Source organism: Qingrenia yutianensis, assembly GCF_014385105.1.
In the GTDB taxonomy this organism is placed as follows: Bacteria; Bacillota; Clostridia; order UMGS1810; family UMGS1810; genus Qingrenia; species Qingrenia yutianensis.
In genome coordinates this window covers 160782-179700 of record NZ_JACRTE010000001.1, presented here as the reverse complement: position 1 = coordinate 179700, position 18919 = coordinate 160782, and the positions used below count along the sequence as shown (strand labels likewise).

Below are 18919 nucleotides of genomic sequence, written 5' to 3'. Positions count from 1 at the left end.
CATAAAAAAGCTTGAACAATTTACCTGTTCAAGCTTTTTTGTTTATATTCCGAAAAATTCTTTTTTAACGTTTTCTATTTTTTCTTCAATCTGCAAAATCAAATCTTTTGTATCTTCGCCGTAAACAAGATACCTTTCAATAAGCATACCCGACGCCGAAAACAGCTCCTCCTGTTTCGGATAATAATTTTTAAGCAGAAAATGCGCATATTTTGCAATTCTGAAGTTTCCGTAAATTCTTGCAGGCGAGTTGTTAAGCCTCTCCACGGCAACCGAAAAGCCGTCGTCAACCGCACCGAAAACGCCGTTATCTCCCTCAAAAAGAATCGTAAACGTTTCATCAAACCATTGAACGCCCGGCAATGACGAATGACTGTCGCTCGAACCGACAACCGGCATATCCATACCTTTAAGGCGCATATCGTAATAAAGCGAAAGCTGAAGATTGTTTTCCTCTGGCGAACATCCGCCCATAATTTCAAACGCGTCACACAATTTGTTTTTAAAAATTGCCTTGCTCATTTTCGTTTCGGTGTGATACTGCTCCTTTATGGTCCAGAACGGGTGCGGAAATATTGCATAACCTCCGCTTTTTTTGATTTCGTTGTAAATCCACACTCTGTAAAGATATTCTTTTTTGTCCAAACCGTTGGGAATTTCGGTTGTTTTCGCAAGATTGGCAACCTCTTTTTCCACGCGCTCGGGTTCGTTTATGAAAATCTCGTTTACACTGTAATCACTGCCGACATTGACCATATGAATAAGCCCGGGATAGTCGTTCTGCACTTCTTCACCGCGCACAATTTCATAATTTTTCACAAATTTAAGTTTTTCCGACACATACCGCGACGAATTGTAAACGTTGTGGTCGGTCATCGAAAGAAAATCAAATCCCCGTTTGCGGTAGTTTGACGCGGTGCGCTCGGGATTTTCCGCGCCGTCCGACCAATTCGTGTGACTGTGGAAATCGCATTTTTTAAGTTTCCGCTCGTATAAATCGGGCAAAAGCGAATAAACCGAAAGCGTAAAACCTCTTGCCGGAACGTTTATAAGATTGCCCCACCCTGCTTTTAACGCCTCGTAAATCGGAGGCTGATATTTTTTGTACTCGTCAACGCTTGCACTGATGTGTATGCGCCATTCCTGTTCGCCGAAAAATTTACGGCTGATTTCAATAACTCCATTTTTCGGCTTAACCTTATGTATTTCGCGCATTTTACTGCGTCCGCTCAAAGTTACAAATTCGTCCTGCGGAACATCGCTTTTCTCCATCGGCGTAAAAACAATATTATATGTTATATCGTCAAAAAATCCAAACCGTGCGTTGTAACTGTAAATTTTAAGCGTCGTTTCCTCGTTCGCTCTTACAACAGACGGGACGATTTTGAAATTTACCGCTTCGTTTGACATAATAATCTCCATTCCGCCGCCCTGCGAGCGCATAAATAGTAACGAAAATCTCTTATCGGCAGGGCAAGGAATGATAAGAGATTATTACGCCCATGTGCGTTTTCCGAGCAAAGCGAGAAAATTTTCGCACGGGCATTTAATCCTGCCGGAGGCTAACGGCATCAGAAGATGCTTTCACGTTACCGCCTCACAATGATATTATAAAATCCGCGCGGAATTTTGCCAACGCAAAAAAATTTTGTTTTGTTCATATTTTTTTACTTATTTACGCAAAAACGGGACGGTTACCCGTCCCGCAAAATTAACCTATAACCTTGTAACCCTGATTTTCCACCGCGGATTTAAGCGTGTCATACGGTACATCTTTGTCAAGTTTAACAACCGCCGTTCCGTTTGTATGGCTGACATCTGCGCTTACAACACCGTCCACCGCTTCAAGGCATTTTTTAACTGTTGCCTCGCAGTGACCGCACATCATACCTTCGATTTTCAAAGTTTTTTCCATAATTTTGCCCTCTCTTTCGTATTTTTTTATTTCAGTTTTTTCAGTTACTGCATTTTTATCCCCGTTGACTTTGATTTTTGCAAGATTAAGCCTTAACGCGTTTGTCACCACGCAAAAACTCGACAAACTCATAGCAAACGCCGCAAACATCGGGTTTAAACGCAGATTGAAAAGCGGAATAAACACGCCTGCCGCAAGCGGTATGCCGAGGACGTTATAAAAGAACGCCCAGAACAGGTTTTCGTGTATGTTGCGCAGTGTTGCACGGCTTAATTTTACCGCGCTCACCGCGTCGGAAAGTGAGCTTTTCATTAGAACAACGTCGGCAGACTCCACAGCAATGTCGGTGCCGGCGCCGATTGCAATTCCCACGTCAGCGCTCGTAAGCGCCGGCGCGTCGTTAATTCCGTCGCCCACCATTGCCGTTTTTCCGCTTTCTTTAAGGCGCCTTATTGCGCTCTCTTTTTCGTTCGGCATAACCGACGCAAAAACTGTGTCGACACCTGCAATTTTTCCGATTGCGTCCGCGGTTTTCTGATTGTCGCCCGTGAGCATAACCGTTTTAATTCCCATATTTTTAAGTTCCGCAATCGCCGACGCACTGTCGTCCTTTATGGTATCGGCAACCGCGATAATTCCGAGCAAAACGTCATCTTCCGCAAAAAACAGAGGTGTCTTTCCGCCGTCTGCAAGCTTGTCCGATATTTTTTCGGTTTCGCCCGGTATTTTAATCTTCTGCGATATAAATTTCAAACTTCCGCAAATTACGGTTTTGCCGTTGATTTTTCCCTCTATTCCGCTTCCCGAAAGCGTTTTGAAATCGTTAACTTCAATTGCGGAAACACTGTTTTCGTCACCGAATTTTACAATCGCGCCCGCAAGCGGATGTTCGCTCTTTTTCTCGGCGGAATACGCCGTCTGCAAAAGCTTTTCTTTTGTGCAGCCGCCGAGCGGAATTATGTCCGTAACGGTCGGCTCGCCTTTTGTAATTGTTCCCGTTTTGTCAAGCGCAATATTTTTAATTTTGCCTGTTTCTTCGAGCGAAACGGCGGTTTTAAACAAAATTCCGTTTTTCGCGCCGACGCCGTTTCCCACCATAATTGCAACGGGTGTTGCAAGTCCGAGCGCGCACGGACAGCTTATAACAAGAACCGAAATTCCGCGTGCAAGCGAAAATCCCACGTCTTTGCCGGCGAAAAACCATACAAAAAATGTGACAACCGCAATAACGATAACCGTCGGAACAAAAATTCCCGAAACCTTGTCAGCCGCCTTTGCTACGGGTGCTTTTGTTGCGGACGCGTCGCTTACCATTTTGATAATCTGCGAAAGTGTTGTGTCCTCTCCCACTTTCACCGCACTGCATCGCATATATCCCGACGTGTTGAGCGTTCCTGCCGAAACTTTGTCGCCTTTCGACTTGTCAACGGGTATGCTCTCGCCCGTTAATGCCGACTCGTCCACCGAGCCGTCGCCGTCCTCAACAATGCCGTCAACAGGCACGTTTGCGCCGGCACGGACAATAAAAATATCACCCTTTTGAACCTCGTCCGCCGGAATTGTGACTTCCTTTCCGTCACGGATTATAACCGCGGTTTTGGGTGCAAGTTTCATAAGGCTTTTCAGCGCGTTCGTCGTTTTTCCTTTTGAATATGCCTCAAGCATTTTGCCGACGGTTATCAGCGTCAAAATCATTGCCGCCGACTCAAAATAAAACTCGTGCATATAGTGCATAACCGCGTCGGCATTGCCTTTTAGCTGTGCGTCGGTCATTGCAAAAAGCGCGTACGTGCTGTATACAAACGACGCTCCCGAACCGAGCGCAACGAGAGTATCCATATTGGGTGCGCGGTGCAAAAGACCTTTAAATCCCGATATAAAAAACTTTTGGTTTATAACCATAATAAGTGCTGACAAAATGAGCTGAACAAGCCCCATAGCAATGTGATTGTCACTTAAAAACGACGGCAGTTTCCAGCCCCACATCATATGTCCCATAGAAACATACATCAGCACAGCCAAAATTCCGACCGACCAGATAAGCCTGTTTTTGAGCGTTACAAAATCTTTGTTTTCGTCAATATCGGCAGCTTTCGCCTGTTTTTTCTCGCCGAATTTGCCCGCGCCGTAGCCTGCCTTTTCCACTGCGGAAATAATTTCCCCGTCGCTTGCACTGCCCTCGACATTCATTGAATTTGTAAGAAGATTTACACTGCATACATCTACGCCGTCAAGCTTTGAAACCGCTTTTTCAACGCGCGTACTGCACGCCGCACAGCTCATACCGGTAATTTTAAATTTTCGCATAATATCACCATCCCTATTATTACCGATTTTTCAATATAATAATATATTTTTGACAAAAAAAAGTCAAGTATTTTTATGAAAAGGCATATAAAAATGCAGGAATTACAAAAAATCCCCCGTTTTATGCAAAATCGGGAGATTTTCATATAAATTTTTAAAGTTCCGCAGGCGAAAAATCGTTAAATTTTTCTTCGCCGAAAGCGCATTTTACAAATGCCTCAACAGCGCAGTCAAGCATTGAATACGCATTTACAAACGTGCACGAACGCTCGAAAAACTGTTTGAAAAAGTACGGTGAGCCGAACGACACGCCGATTGTCTTTTTGCGCCCGTTGTTGAGTGCCTTTTGCATTGTGGACGCGGCACGTTCGTAATAATCCAAAAATCCGACGGGTTTGAATGAGCGCGAAAACATTGCAAAAATTACGCGGTCGCACTCCTCGGTGTATTTGTAAAAATCCGCCGGTGTGATGTACGGCTTGTATACGACCTCAACGTTTCTCTGCCTTATAAGGTCACACAAATGCTCTGCGGATTTAAACGCCGGCTCATAGTTTATTACGGGAATTACAAGGATTTTTTTAACATCACCTTTATTGAGAGGAAGATTTCCGACGGTATCTCTTATAAGCGTCATACTTTTGAGCGACACTTTTTCCTGTGTGTCTTTAACAAACTGCTTTTCCTCGGCGGTGAGATCTTTGAACATCGGTCTGTTTTTGTCAAAAAGCCCTGCTTTTTCTTTGGTTCTGATAATTCTTTCCACCGCGTCGTTGAGCCTTTCAACCGAAATATATCCCGTTTCAATCGCTTTTTTCATATTTTCAACGTAATTTTCGGTGGGCCAAAGCATCATATCGCAGCCGGCTTTAAATGCCTCGATTTCCGTTCTCTCGCGCGACTCGTACCAGCCGTTTATACCGCCCATTCCGAGCGCGTCGGTGACAACAATTCCTTTAAAACCCATTTCGTTTTTAAGAAGGCCGGTGATAAGTTCTTTTGAAAGTGTCGCGGGATACGGCATATTAAACTCTTCGTCGCGCTCCTTTTGATACGACGGGAGCGTGATGTGTCCTGCCATAATGGTGTCAACGCCTGAGTCAATAAGTTCTTTAAACACTCTACCCGATTTTTTCTTCCAGTCGTCAAACGAAAGAGTGTTATTTGTGGTGACAATATGCTGGTCGCGCCAGTCAAGGCCATCGCCCGGGAAATGCTTTGCGCACGCGGAAAGTCCGTTTTCCTGCATACCTTTGACAACCTGTTTCAAAAGCCTTGACGCAACGTCGGGATTATCGGAAACCGACCTTACGTTTACAAGCGGATTTCTTTTGTTAATGTTTAAATCCGCAACGGGCGAATATGTCCAGTTTGCGCCTACACTGCATGCCTCAAGCGCAGTCGCCTTGCCGTAATCGTAGGCAAGCTTTTCGTCGTTTGACGCGCCGAGTCCCATAAGATACGGGAGCGGAGTTAAGCATTTTACCATACTTCCGCAGCCGTTTTCAAAATCGGACGTTATAAACGGAGGAATTTTTGCATTTGCATACAAATCTTTCACATAACCGCGGAGTTCCTCGATACCGCCCTCCTCCGCCTCGGTGATAATCTCGCCGAAGAAGAAAGCCGCGCCGACCTGTTCTGTGATTTTTTCGCCTTTTTTCATCTGTGCAACTTTTGTCTGAAGAATTTTTTCTTCGAGCGAAAGTGAATTTATGTCTATCATATTTTATGCTCCTTTTACTGCTCCTCAACAACGAGGATTTCACTGCTTCCCTGACCGTGAATACCAATCTGAATTCCGACATTCATAAGACCTGCGCCGGTGTGAATACCGTAATCTTTTTTATGCGACGGAATTTCGGTTTTGTATTTCGGCGACGTTGTGTGATATTTATAATATGTTCCGTTGCCCGTAACCTTGTACTTTTTGTCGGGGTCAAGCGCTTTCAAACGTATAAAATCGGCGGTTTTGCCGAATGCGATATTTTCGGCAAAACAGAAAACAATACTCCTTTTTCCGTCATTGCCCCTAAACTGATACGCGCAGTACGGACGTTCGTAAATTGAAACAAGTCGGTAAAATTCGCCCGTCTGAACGGTTTCGCGGATTTCTTTGTTAAGCGCAAGCAAACGTTTCAATTCCGCCATTCTATCGTCGGACAGCTCCGCAAATTTAAGCGACACCGAAAGTCCGCTCATCATACCGACGTGCGCCTGAAATTCCATAGTGGTTTTGCGCCTGTTTACAAGCTGAGAGTACAAATCCGAAATAAAGCACGCACCGCCTGCAAATTTCGACGGCAAAAGATATGTAAATCCCTCGTGCATTTTAAGGCTGTCCACAGGGTCCTGATTGTCGCTTCGGTGCATCCGTCCGGCAAATTTCAGCATACCGAGGTCGGTTCTTTTTCCTCCGCCGGCGGAATTTTCAAATATGAGGTTCGGGAACTTTTCCTTAACTGTGCCGTAGCATTTCCACATATTTCTCACATATTTGTCCCACGCCTCTTTTTGATGCTTAATCTCCTCGCCTCTCCAGCCGAGATGCGTGTTTGCGCGGTTAAAATCGTTTTTGATGTAGTCAATGCCGTTTTCGCTTATAAGCTTTATAAGCACGTTTGTTATGTATTCGCACGCGTCGTCGTTCGCCATATTGAGCGAATAACAGCCGATACCTTTAATTTCAAGGTCGCGGTGGTCGTAGCCGACAATCCAGTCGGGGTGCTCGGTGACAAGTTCGTTCAAAGGAAATACCGACTCCGGCTCAATCCACAAACCGAATTTCATACCGTACGAATGAACTCTGTCCGAAATTGCCTTAAGTCCGTTGGGAAAACGCACCTTGTTGACCGTCCACGTGCCGAAACCGAGCCTGTGCGACTGACCGTTGTTTGTCGGCGAGCCGATATCCTCCGTACCTGTCCAGCCTCCCTCAAGTACAAAAAGCTCAATGCCTGCCTCGTGCGCCATATCAACTTCTTTTAAAACAATTTCTTCGTTTGCAGCATTTCGCAGACTTCCGGCCGTGTTATAGATAACGGGCAGAATTCTGTCCTTTTCGGTCGGGTGGATAATTTCTTTTTTCTCGTATCTGTGCAGATTTCGCGTAACGTTGCCGAAACCGCCGTTGGTGTAGCCCGCGGCAATAACGGGTGTTTCGTATGTCTGACCGCCCTCAAGACAAACGTCAAAATCAAAATCGTTTGCACCGCAAGTGATAACAATTCTGTCAGTCTGATCGCGCTCGAAAATAAATTTCCAGTTACCGCTCCAAATAAGCGTACCAAAATAAACACCGCCGAATTCCTCAACCGCGGTTGTATCGTCAATCATAAAAAACGGCATAGCGTCGTTGCCTGACAAGCCTTTGCGCGTTTCCACAACACGGCGCCCATTTTTGATGATTTCCTGTGTTCTCTGAAATTCGTGATAATACGCGCCGGGGAAATATGTAAGACGGTATTTGTCAATATTGGGAAGATAATATTTTGCCGAAAACGCATTTTCGATTACAAAATCTTCATCTCCGGTGTTTTTAATTACCGCCTTTCGCTCGATTATGTCAAATTCCTCGATAAGACGGTAAACGAGCGTAACCTCAACGGGATATTTCGGGTCTTTTGTAACAACATAAAGAGTGTCGTTATCTATCTTGTGTGATACATAATTCAAAAAAACGTTACGCGTGCCGTCTTTAAATGTGATTTTGAGCGCCGGGTCGGTAACGGATTTACCGCCGAACGGTCTGTATTCCTGGCGGTCGTCGGTGTTAACCTGCGAAAACGGACCGGTTGAAATGTGGTTTACAAGCTCCTCGGTTGTCGGAAGGTCAATAACATCGTTAACCTTTCCGCCCCAGTGCAGATTGCAAACCGCACCGCCGTTCTGAATTTCAAAAGCGTAGGTGCTTTTGCGCCCCTGAAGCATAAAAATTTTCTCGTTTTCAAAATACTGAACAGACATACTTTCACTCCTATGATTTTATCTGTGTTTTAAATGTTTGTATATGTTGTGCAAAAAGCTCTCAACCTAACGGTGAGAGCTTTTATTAGGTTTAATTATTTGTTTTTCGATACTGCCGAACATATCGGATAGTTGTTTGCGTCCCAGATAAACGCGCGGACTTCCGTTGCGTTTTCCGAAAGTGTAATCTCGGCTTTTAATTCTGCGGCTGTGTTAACATCTGCAACGCTAACAATTTTAGCTCCGATAAGTCTGTCGCCGTTATATGCCGCAATAGCAAACTGCACGGGTTTAACGTCGGTCAGCGTGCCCTTTGTAACCGCTGACGCTGCCGAAACGGTTGAGCCTGACGTCAAATTGCCCGAAATAACAGGTGCACCGATTACCGTTTCGGTCGGTGTTTTAACGGTAAATACCTTACTGTTTCCGATTATTGTGTAATTTGCACTTCCTACGTCGTTTCGTTTCATATCGTTTACGATAACACAGCATGTATTGCCGTCAGTAAGCTTGTTTGTAAGTGTTGCGGTTATAGTGTTTTCGTCTTTGGAAATTGCAGACACACTATTTGCAGTAAGACAAATACTGTCTTTTGTTACATCTTTCAAATCAACATAATCTTCAACAGTGATTTTTATTTCTTTATCGCCTGTCTTTTTCACCGACTTAATTGCATTGCCGTTGGGGTCATATGTGATTTTTATATCATCAAGTGTTGTTGCAATACTTGAACTGTTATAAAAAACTATTCTTGAAAATGTTTTTGCACTGTCAACATAAGGTACAACGGTTGTTCCGAGTGAATATCTTATATTGGCGGTTGTATTTGCCCCGGCTTTTTCACCGGAAACCGATACATAGCAATTACCCGTGTCAAGATTAACAGTAAGCCTTAAAGTACGCGGTGATGCAAAATGTGTGTACCACAAGTCATTATCATTATTATCCAATCTTTTATATTTTGTTCCCGTTCCTGTCTTGGCTTCTGCATAATATCCCAAAAAATTGCCATCGAAAAAATACAAAGGATATCTAAAACTCGGACTGTTTGAACTCGGATCTAAAAATCCTATGTTTAAACTGCTTCCGGCCGTATTGCCGATAACCTTGGTTTCAATGTTTATTATTCCGCCTTTTACATTTCCGGGAAGATTTCTTGCAAGAAATCTGCCGCCTACACCGGGAAGATTTATTGTGCCGTTTGCAATAGTTGCCCCGGCAGTGTTGTACCAATCATCAGTTGAGAGAGATTCACTGCTGCCGTCCTCGGTAAGAGTATATATACCTTTCAGCGCAAGAAGCTCATCATCATTATAAACGCTCGGATTGAGCTCGGAAATAATTTTCTTAACTTCACTTCCGGCAGTGGTTAAGTCAAGCTTAACGTTTTTAAAATAATCCTCACTTACATAGAAAATCGGTCTTATACCGCAAAGACTTGAACCGCTGTTAGCGGCATTTCCGCTTGCAGGATTTTGTCTTTTTATCAATGAACTTGCACCGGCACCGTCAAGAGCACCGAATGTTCTCAAAATACAAGCATAAGTATCGGCATTAACTGTATTTTCCGAACCTGCAGATTTGAGTGTCTTTTTCATATACTGAGCATATTTTACAATATCGTCAATGGACAAAACCGCAACTTTGCAGTTAACCGTATAGTCGAAGTTGTATTTTTTATCAATATATGTGTTATCTGTACTTTTTCCGTTGTAGCCGTTAACATACCAGTCGTGTGTTCTTATATAACTTGCAATTTCGCTGTCCAGAGCAACACCGCCGTTGCTGTTTACAGCAACAGCCTTTTTACTGCCGTCAAAAAATCCGTTATTGAGCCAATAAGCATAGCTTGTTGTAATTTCAGGATCAAAAATGAATTTTTCTCTTTCCTCTTTAGTTGCGCTTCCTGTCAAGGCAACAGTTCCATCAGGAAACTTACCGTAATAATTATTTGAAATAAACAAATACTGTTTTTCGCCGTCAACCGTAACGGTGTCAACAGGGATAACCGTATAATAATATCCCGACGGTGATTTAAACTCATATTCGGTGTTTGTATCGTTAATATCACCCGAATTGGTATAATTTGCAGAACTTGTATATTTCGGACTGCCATTTTCGTCCAAAACCTGTTCAAACGCCAATACACTTACTGCCGACATAAGCATACACAAGGTCAGCAGTATGCATACTAATTTTTTCATCATTCATTCCTCTGCTTTCTTTTATTTTAGCTCAACACTGTACGTGAGCGGTTTTATATTTGAAAAAGAATTAAACAAGAAGATTTTAACTTTATCGGCATTGCTTATTTTGTTGTGAATGTCATAGCGGTACACACTGCCGTCAAAAAGCATATCGCCTTTTTCAATCATTTCAATTTTGGTAAGCGCATCGCCTTTATAGCTTGCAACCGCAACGGTAAAATCGCCGTCATACACCTCTCCGTCGTTGTCAACCGAAACCGTTACTGTGTCCGCCGAATTGTAATCGCATAAATTAAAAACTCCGTCGCTGTTTGAAAGCGCCTTGAGCTTTATGCCCGTAAACGTTTCGCCGTCAAAGTTAACCGAAAAGATTTCGCTGAGCGATTTATTCGCAATATAAAACACATAAACATCACTCGTTTTAAGCGGTACAAATTCAAATTCAAAACCGCCTTTTGCATCTGTCTTCGTCTGATTTACATAAATAATACTGCCGCTGCTGTCAAAAACTTTAACCGTAACGTTTTCGTCTTTTAAAGCCTTTTTAACCGTTCCCGAAAGCGTGATTTTGTTAAAATTTCTCGACGCCGAAACGCTTATCTCATCATTAACTTTCGGAATGGTATATTCTGCCGAATGTATTTCGTCAAACGACGCGTTTCCGAGCTTAACGGTGTATATTGCGCTCTCGCTGAGCGGAACAAAGTTAAATTTGAACGATAAATTTTCGTCAAGCGCAGTTTGGTTTATGTAAATAAGCTTGTTTTTATCGTCAAAAACTTTTATAGTCAAAATCTCATCTTTGTGCGATGTATAAACATTTCCCGACACGGTAAGAGTGCCGAACTTGTACGTCACCGAAACGTCAAGCTTATCTTTATAATACGTAACCGCGTAAATCGGCTCTGTTGTTACGTCAAAGCTGAATACGCCGTCATTTTCGGCAATGTCAAGCATATTGCCGTACATATCGTAAAACTCCGTAAGCTTGCCCTTGCTTTCTACCGACACATTTTCCGTTTTCGACACCGCAAAGTACACATCCGTTTCGGTGTGTTTTGCACTGTTTTCAAACGAAAGTTTGCGCACGTTTGAATTAAGTTTTGTATAACCTTTACCCGTCGAGCCTGCCGTAAGCGCGTTTACATTCGCCATTGCCAAAAAGGCAGGGCGCGCCGAATACGGATATTTTGAGTTGTGGTAATTAAGTATTCCGAGGCTTTCCGAACGCGTGTTCTCTTTGGAAAGCTGATAAATATAATATCTGTCGCAGAAATTCTCCGACGCCATAGAAAGATAATATTTCGCAAGTCCGGCCGCCTGATACCGTTCGTCTTCGGTATCACTGTACGCTGTATTGCGCACACCAAACTCGGTAACATAAATTTCCTTATTCTCGGGAATAAGCGCAAGGTCGGCGCTTATACTGCTTATTATGTTGTCAAGTCCGCTGTTTGAATACGAATAATTATGAAACGAAAATACGTCATAATAATTATTTATATCGGGCTGTGCAAGAAACGATTTAAGGTATTTATCCGCATAATCCATAAGCGATGAGATTACAGGTCCTGCAACCTTAACATCGGGGTATTTTGCCTTAACCGCAGTATAAGTATCTTTCAAAAGCGCTGTATAACGCTCAACACCTGTCGGCACCGTATACGCGTTTTCACAGTATTGTCTGAGGTTAGGCTCGTTCCATATTTCCACTGTGTCGATTTTGCCTTCGTAAGTATCGAGAAGTTTTACAACATAATCGGCATATGCCTTTCTGCCCTCGGCAGTAACAGGGAGGTAATACAAGGTGATTTCCTCGCCGTTTGCCAATGCCGCCGAAACCTCGGCAGGAATACTTTTTAAGACGTTAACGTTTCCGTAACCTGCCATAATGAGCGTTTTCATATTCTTTGCGCTCGACTGCTCGATATAATCGGTGCAAACGTCAACCGCGCCGTAGTTTCTTTCGCCGTCCGTTACGGTTTCAAACGCCGTCCAGGCATATCCCTCACGAATATGCGAAAATCCCGTTTTATCAAGCAAATTTATACTGCCGGGAATGTTTCTTCCGCCCCAGTTAAAGTGCGCGCCGACGCCCATTTTTGTATTTTTGCCGTTCGCCGTTACGCTCTGACACACTGAAAACGGTATCTTTCCGTTCGCGCTGATGTTTTGCTCGGAATTTGAAAAATTCACGTTCAGCGTGTACGTCCCGAATTTAATGTTTTCCGACGGTATTGCAACCGTCTGCAAACCGCCGGAGTTTGCGCCGAGCTCAAGCGGTTTTTGCAAACTGTAAACCTCCGCACCGTCCGCATCGTTTTTAACACTGTAAGTGACATTGCCCGAAACGGCGGTACTGCGGTGATTTGTAAAATTAACATCTATACTTTTTTCGTCATCTTTAAAGAATATATTTCCGAATTTTCCTGTTGCGCCGCCGATTTCCACACCCGACGCTTTGTCCGAAATTTCGAGTGTCACGCTTACGAAATAAACAATGTTCATTTTGGGCATAACCACTGAGAAATCTGCATTTTTCAGCCTGTTTCCGAAATATGCGTCCTCAATTTCAAACACCGCGGTGCGTGTGACATTCTTTTTCGACGTGGTTTCGCCGTATACTTCGTGGCGTTTCTGCGGATTTGAAAGCGAATCGTATTCAAACGCGAAATACTTTCCGCTTTCACCCGAATCGATATATTCAATCTTCACGGTAACATTTTTATATTCCGTGTTACCGTTTATCACTCCATCATTAACATTAAAATAAATTGTTTTGTTGCCGTTTGCCGTATCGGCATAAAAAACACTTTGACCGCTCTGTGCGGTTACAGAACTGCCTGACGCGGTTATGCCGTTTGACTCATTTGCCTTGCAGTAAAGCGTTTGCGCGGCATAAATCGGAACGGCAGGTGTTAACAAAACAATAACAAATGCGAGTATAACCACCGATAAAACAAATTTTTTCATTGTTATTCTCCGTTCGTATTATTGTGCGGACACAGCGTCAAACGCCGCAGGAAGCATATTGTCGTCCCACAAAAATGCTTTTATGGTGTCGGCATCATCACCGAGAGTGAGCGTTGCGGTTTCGGTCTGTTCGTCGGCAGAACCGCCAGTAACGTTAAATCTTACAATATCGGAAATTCCGATAATTCTGTTTCCTTTGTACGCCGCAAGAATGAGTTCAAGCGCTTTGCCCGACGTATTTCCAGCCGTGAAGCTTGCCGTCGCAGTAACTGTGCTTCCGCTTGTGAAAGCAGGATTGTTTATTGTTACGCCGGCAGCGTATTCAGCCAATTCATATTTAAATGCCGTGCCGTTGCCTATTACGCAGTACGACGCACTCTTAGCGTCTGCGCGTTTTAAGTTGTTGACAATAATATATCCGCCGTCTGCGGAAAGCTTTTTCTCAAATTTAACAGTAAGCTTGTTGCCATTGGGAACAGCCGACACCGCGGTGTTATTTGAAATCAAAACATCGGACGCGGTAACGTTTGCTGTGTCAACATAATCTTTAAATGTTACGATAAGTGTATTATCATCAAGCGCCTTAACCGTATCGTAAGCGTTGCCGTTAGCGTCGTAAGTAATTTTTATGTTGTCAACCTTGGTCGCTTGTGCCGATGCATTATAAAACGCAACTTTGGAAAATACTTTTTCTCTGTTTATGTACGGCAAAATTGTCGTACCGTCGGAATATTTAACCAAATCATTGCCGCCTGCAACTGCTTTTCCCGAAATCGAAACATAGCTGTTTCCGGTGTCAAGATTTACTGTAACTTTAACTCTGAACGGTTTGTTAAAATGATTACACCAAAGATCGTAGTTTTTGTTTTCGAGCCTTTTATAGCTTGCGCCCTTGCCATGTGAGGCTTCTTTGTAATATCCGCCCTGACCTACATCAGAAGAGCCCATTATATAGAACGGATATTTATAGGCCGGAGATACATCGCCGTCATACAAAAGACCTATATGAAAGCCGGTTCCGATTGATTCGTTAACGTCAGCCTCAACAGTGATTACACCGCCCTGAACTTTTTCGGGAAGGTTTCTGCCGATCCATTTGCCGTTAGTAATGTTATATACGCCGTTTTCATCTATTGTTGCATTTGCTGTGTTTGTCCAATCAGACGACGAAAGTGTTCCCTCGCTGCCGTCTGCGCTGATTGTGAAAATACCTTTCAATGCGAGCATTTCGTCGGGCGAGTATATAGACGGATTAAGCTCTGAAATAATCTTCTTAACTTCACTTCCGACAGAACTTAAATCAAGTTTAACATTTTTGAAATAGTTTTCGCTTACGTAGAAAGCAGGACGTATTCGGGCAGTTTTATAATTTGCCGCCACATTTGCAGTACAGCCAGTTTGTTGATACAACGTTCTTAAATTCGTACTGTTCCCTACAGGTGATCTCAACATAGTGTGAGTACCGCTTGAAACAAGAGAACCATTCTCGTATGCGCCCCAACCAATCTTTTTTGAATATTTTGCATATTCCGTGATTGAAAGAAGTGCAATTTTGCATTTTGCAGTATAATCGGTTTTCGGATAACCACTCGGTGCCTTTGCATTTGCCTCAACAAGCCAGTCATGCTCAGCAATGTACGGTTTAATATTTGTGTCGAGCGCAACAAACCCGTCGCCCTGCCCGCCGTTTAAAAATGACGTATTAAGCCATTTTGCAATATTTCCGTCAACATCGGGATCAAATTCATTTGTTGCCGATGCAGTGGGATTTTTGCCGTATAAATCATTACAGTAAATGTAATACTGTTTTTCACCGTTAACAGTGATTGCATCAAGCACCTGATAATGATAAACCGTACCGTTTGTTGTTGCAGTAAATGCATAATCAGCATTTACTTTTTCAGGCTTTATAAGATTCCCTTTTCCTTCTGCAGATTCACCCTCCGCAACAAACGTAATCGCCCCGTCCGACGGATTATAGTAATACCATCCCGGGTTTACATTACCCGACTTCTCATATCCGTCAATACGAATAGTTGCCATAGGCGTTGACGTTTCTGCCCCTGTTACCGCAAATACGTTAACAGAAACCGCAAACACCATAACAAAAGCCAAAAACAATGCAATAAACTTTTTCATTAACTTTCACTCCGTTCTTAAATTTTATATATTAACCCTTGACACTTCCTGCCGTAAGACCTGCGACAAGCTGTTTCTGACAAAGGAAGAACACGCAAATCGAGGGAATTGCGTAAAGCAAAGCCGCCGCACATTTGATAGGATCAAGATTTGCCGTAGGGTCGCTCGGCAATGTGTAGCTCGCGTTAAAAAGCGCAATGGAGAGCGGATACTTCTTTTCTGTCAAAAACATATACGGAGTCATATAGTTTCCCCACTCACCGATAAACACCCTGAAAAGTCCTACCGCCAAGATGCTTTTGCAAATCGGCATATAAATCTGTGTTATAATTCTGAAAAATCCGCATCCGTCGATAAATGCGGCCTCTTCAATTTCGCTCGGAATACTTTCGATATACTGTTTATACAAAAACACAATACCCGGCGAACCTGCCATACAGGTCAAAAACCAAATCCAGTACGTGTCCTTTATGCCGAAATTTGAAAATGCGATGTACTGCGGAATCTGTAATGCAAAGCCCGGTATCATCATACACGACAAAAGGAGCATAAACAAAAACTTGTTTCCTTTAACTTTAAGCTTTGCAAATGCAAAACCGTAGAAAAAGTCGACCGTTACTCCGAAAAATACTGTTATACTTACTACAATACACGAGTTTTTAAGGTATCTTAAAAACGGTATAAGCGTTACCGCATATTTATAGTTACTCCAGTCGGGTTTTTGCGTCAGCGCTATTGAGGGAAGCGAATATATCGAACGCAGTGAATTTACAAAGGTGTAATAAAGAGGAACTATAAATATGATGCTTATAATTGTGCAGACTGTAAACCAAATAATATATGTAATTCTTTTTTTCTTCTCCATAATAAGCTCCTACAAGTTAATTTGATTCGGTATATACCCAATATTTTTTTGTACCCTCAAGCACAAACGTTATTGTCATAATTATTGCAAAAATTACCCATACCATAGCCATACCGTAACCGAAACGCATATTTACGAAAATCTGCTGATATACGTGAACGAGATATGTGTAAACGGGACGTATCGGAACGCTTGTGAGTCCCTCTCCGCTTGCGCCCGCCAAAAGCACCGGCTGAGCAAAAAGCTGAAGTGTACCGATGATGGAGGTGGTTATGTGCATATAAATCATATTCGACACAAGCGGCAATGTGATTTTGAATGTTTTAGACACTGCGCCTACTCCCTCGATATCCGCTGCCTCATACAAATCGTCGGGTATTCCCTTTATCGCCGCAATAATTGTGAGCGCGCCGCCGCCCGATGTCCATAACATCATAATTATAAGGGCGCGTTTTACATAATCAAATCCAAGCCAGTTTACCGCCTCTGCGCCGAAAAGCTCGCGCACAAAGTTGAAAAGTCCGCCGTCATATGCGTAAATGCCTTTCCACATAAGCGCTATTGCAACCGCAGGGATAACCGACGGCAGATAAAACAGCGTTCGAAACACGCCGACACCGCGGAATGTGTTGCTTAATATCAGCGATATGGTAACGCATATTACCGTGCCGACGGGAACGGTTATAACGCCTATTCCGATTACGCGCAGAATTGACGGCAAAGCCTCGTTGTCAACAAAAACACGTTTAAAGTTTGCAAGTCCCACAAAGGTGAGATTGTCAAGGTTAAATCCCGTAAAGTTTGTAAAGCTGATATAAAGTCCCCATACAAGCGGATAGCCTTTTGATAAGAGGAAAAAGAAAATAAACGGCGCCATAATGGCATAAAACGCACGGTAGCGCGCTTTTTCAAGTCCTACTCCGCTTTTCTTCACTTTAAGCACTCTTTCTGTTTCAGATGCCGATGCCTTCTTTGTTAAGTTTTTCATAATACATCTTCCTTAAAATAAATATCTTTTTATTTAAAGCCGAAAGATAACTCCTTCGGCTTTAAACTTAATAATGCTGATTTTTAGTGCGCCATACCTTCGTCAATCAAAAGCTGAATTTCGTTTTCCATAAGCTTCATAGCCTCGTCAAAGGTATACTGACCGTAAAGGAGCGGTGTAAAATATTTTTCCATAATGCTTTCAACCGCATTAGCCGCAACATAAGGATTGGATCTTACGAAGGTGTATTCGCCGTTTTCCGCATACTTAACGGTGGTATCAAAGTTTCTTTTCTGGAATTCGTTTTTAATGTCTGCATTTTCGGCAAGCGATTTTTTAATCGGAAGATTAAAGCCTGCGTTTGCTCTTTTCTGTGCAGGTATTCCAAGGTGGATAAACTCCCAGCAATCAAATGTAAGTTCGGGGTCTTTTGTATTCGCGCTGATTGTTGCACCAACGGGACCGGCTGTGTATTTAGCACCCTGACCTTCTTCCATAACAGGCGTTGGGCAAAGAATCATATCGTCGTAGTCAACACTTCTGTCGGGGTTTTTAACATATGTTGAACCCGAATACAAACCGAAATTGTTTATAGCACAGAGTCCCTGCGGAAATTCAGAGTTTCCGTTGCCGCCCATAGGATAAAGCGGCGACTGTGTGTAACCGTTAACTTTCATATCGTAAACGTATTTGAAAGCTTTTCTTACATCTTCATCTTTAAGGTTGATTTTCGAGAAATCGTCCGAATACATTGATTTTCCTATGAGGTTGAGCATAGTTTCTACCGTAACGTTGGGCGACTCAATGTTTGAATAACCGAACACTTTAACCTTGTTTCCTTCTTTAACGGTAAGCTTTTTAGCATAATCCGCGAGTTCGTCAAACGTAATCGGAGCGTCATATGTGGGAACTCTCAAGCCTTTTGCATCCAGCATAGATTTGTTAACCCACATTGACGACGGGCCCCAGTCTTTGGGAAGTCCGTAAATTTTGCCTTTTCCAAAATCCTTGCCGTCATATTTAAAGCAATCGATACAAACGGGGAAAATATCTTTTTCGTCGTAAAGGTCGCTTTTCTTAAGCATATCGTCAAGCGGCATAATAATGTTTTTGTTAACATATGTAGGCAAATCCAAAATAGAGTTTGTTCTGATAATATCCGGCGCATCGTTTGCGGCGATTTTCGCCATAAGCGCACTTCCGCCCTCTTCAAGAACAACCTCACAGTTGGGGTGATCCTTGTAGAAGTCAGCAAATATCACGTTCAAATCTTTCGACTCGCCGTCAAGCTCACCTGCCGAGTAAGTAATTCTGATTGTCTTTTTCTCATTGTCGTTTGCGGTGTCCTTGCTGCCGCAGCCGCTTAACGCGCCGACAACAACCGCCGCGCACAAAACTGTGCCGATTAGTCTTTTTTTCATATTTAAGCCTCCTCACGTTATTGTTCCGCACAGACGCAAAATCCAATTTGCGCCTGTGCAGATTTAACATTTCATCTTAATTTAATTATACTGTTTTCATACATTATGCACAACGTAACAAACTTTTGTTTTAGTCAT

The 18919-nt window shown here is 43.0% G+C and carries 10 protein-coding genes; all 10 read right to left on the bottom strand.

The genetic code is table 11. The features are described 5' to 3' along the window. Nucleotides 1-42: 42 nt before the first annotated feature. The gene (locus H8706_RS00795) at nucleotides 43-1422 is read right to left on the bottom strand and encodes a PHP domain-containing protein (RefSeq protein ID WP_262431108.1); all 1380 of its coding nucleotides are present in this window, start codon (nucleotides 1420-1422) and stop codon (nucleotides 43-45) included. 289 nt (nucleotides 1423-1711) lie between these two features. Continuing rightward, nucleotides 1712-4222, bottom strand: coding sequence for a heavy metal translocating P-type ATPase (locus H8706_RS00790; protein ID WP_262431107.1), 2511 nt, complete (start codon nucleotides 4220-4222; stop codon nucleotides 1712-1714). A gap of 154 nt (nucleotides 4223-4376) precedes the next feature. After that, nucleotides 4377-5948 (bottom strand): glycoside hydrolase family 3 protein, encoded by a 1572-nt coding sequence (locus tag H8706_RS00785; RefSeq protein WP_262431106.1) that lies wholly within the window; start codon nucleotides 5946-5948, stop codon nucleotides 4377-4379. A gap of 14 nt (nucleotides 5949-5962) precedes the next feature. After that, a complete protein-coding gene (locus H8706_RS00780; RefSeq protein WP_262431105.1) occupies nucleotides 5963-8188 on the bottom strand; it encodes an alpha-galactosidase in 2226 nt (741 codons plus the stop codon). Nucleotides 8189-8283: 95 nt separating this feature from the next. Further along, on the bottom strand, nucleotides 8284-10392 hold the full coding sequence (locus H8706_RS00775; protein WP_262431104.1) for a hypothetical protein: 2109 nt from the start codon (nucleotides 10390-10392) through the stop codon (nucleotides 8284-8286). A gap of 21 nt (nucleotides 10393-10413) precedes the next feature. Beyond that, nucleotides 10414-13368 (bottom strand): glycosyl hydrolase, encoded by a 2955-nt coding sequence (locus tag H8706_RS00770; protein ID WP_262431103.1) that lies wholly within the window; start codon nucleotides 13366-13368, stop codon nucleotides 10414-10416. 18 nt (nucleotides 13369-13386) lie between these two features. Next, nucleotides 13387-15507, bottom strand: coding sequence for a hypothetical protein (locus tag H8706_RS00765; protein ID WP_262431102.1), 2121 nt, complete (start codon nucleotides 15505-15507; stop codon nucleotides 13387-13389). A gap of 31 nt (nucleotides 15508-15538) precedes the next feature. Then, entirely contained in the window at nucleotides 15539-16372 is an 834-nt protein-coding gene (locus H8706_RS00760) for a carbohydrate ABC transporter permease (protein WP_262431101.1), read from the bottom strand. Nucleotides 16373-16388: 16 nt separating this feature from the next. Further along, nucleotides 16389-17360 (bottom strand): carbohydrate ABC transporter permease, encoded by a 972-nt coding sequence (locus H8706_RS00755; RefSeq protein ID WP_262431100.1) that lies wholly within the window; start codon nucleotides 17358-17360, stop codon nucleotides 16389-16391. An 83-nt stretch (nucleotides 17361-17443) separates the two neighbouring features. Beyond that, on the bottom strand, nucleotides 17444-18781 hold the full coding sequence (locus H8706_RS00750; protein WP_262431099.1) for an ABC transporter substrate-binding protein: 1338 nt from the start codon (nucleotides 18779-18781) through the stop codon (nucleotides 17444-17446). Between the last annotated feature and the right edge of the window lie 138 nt (nucleotides 18782-18919).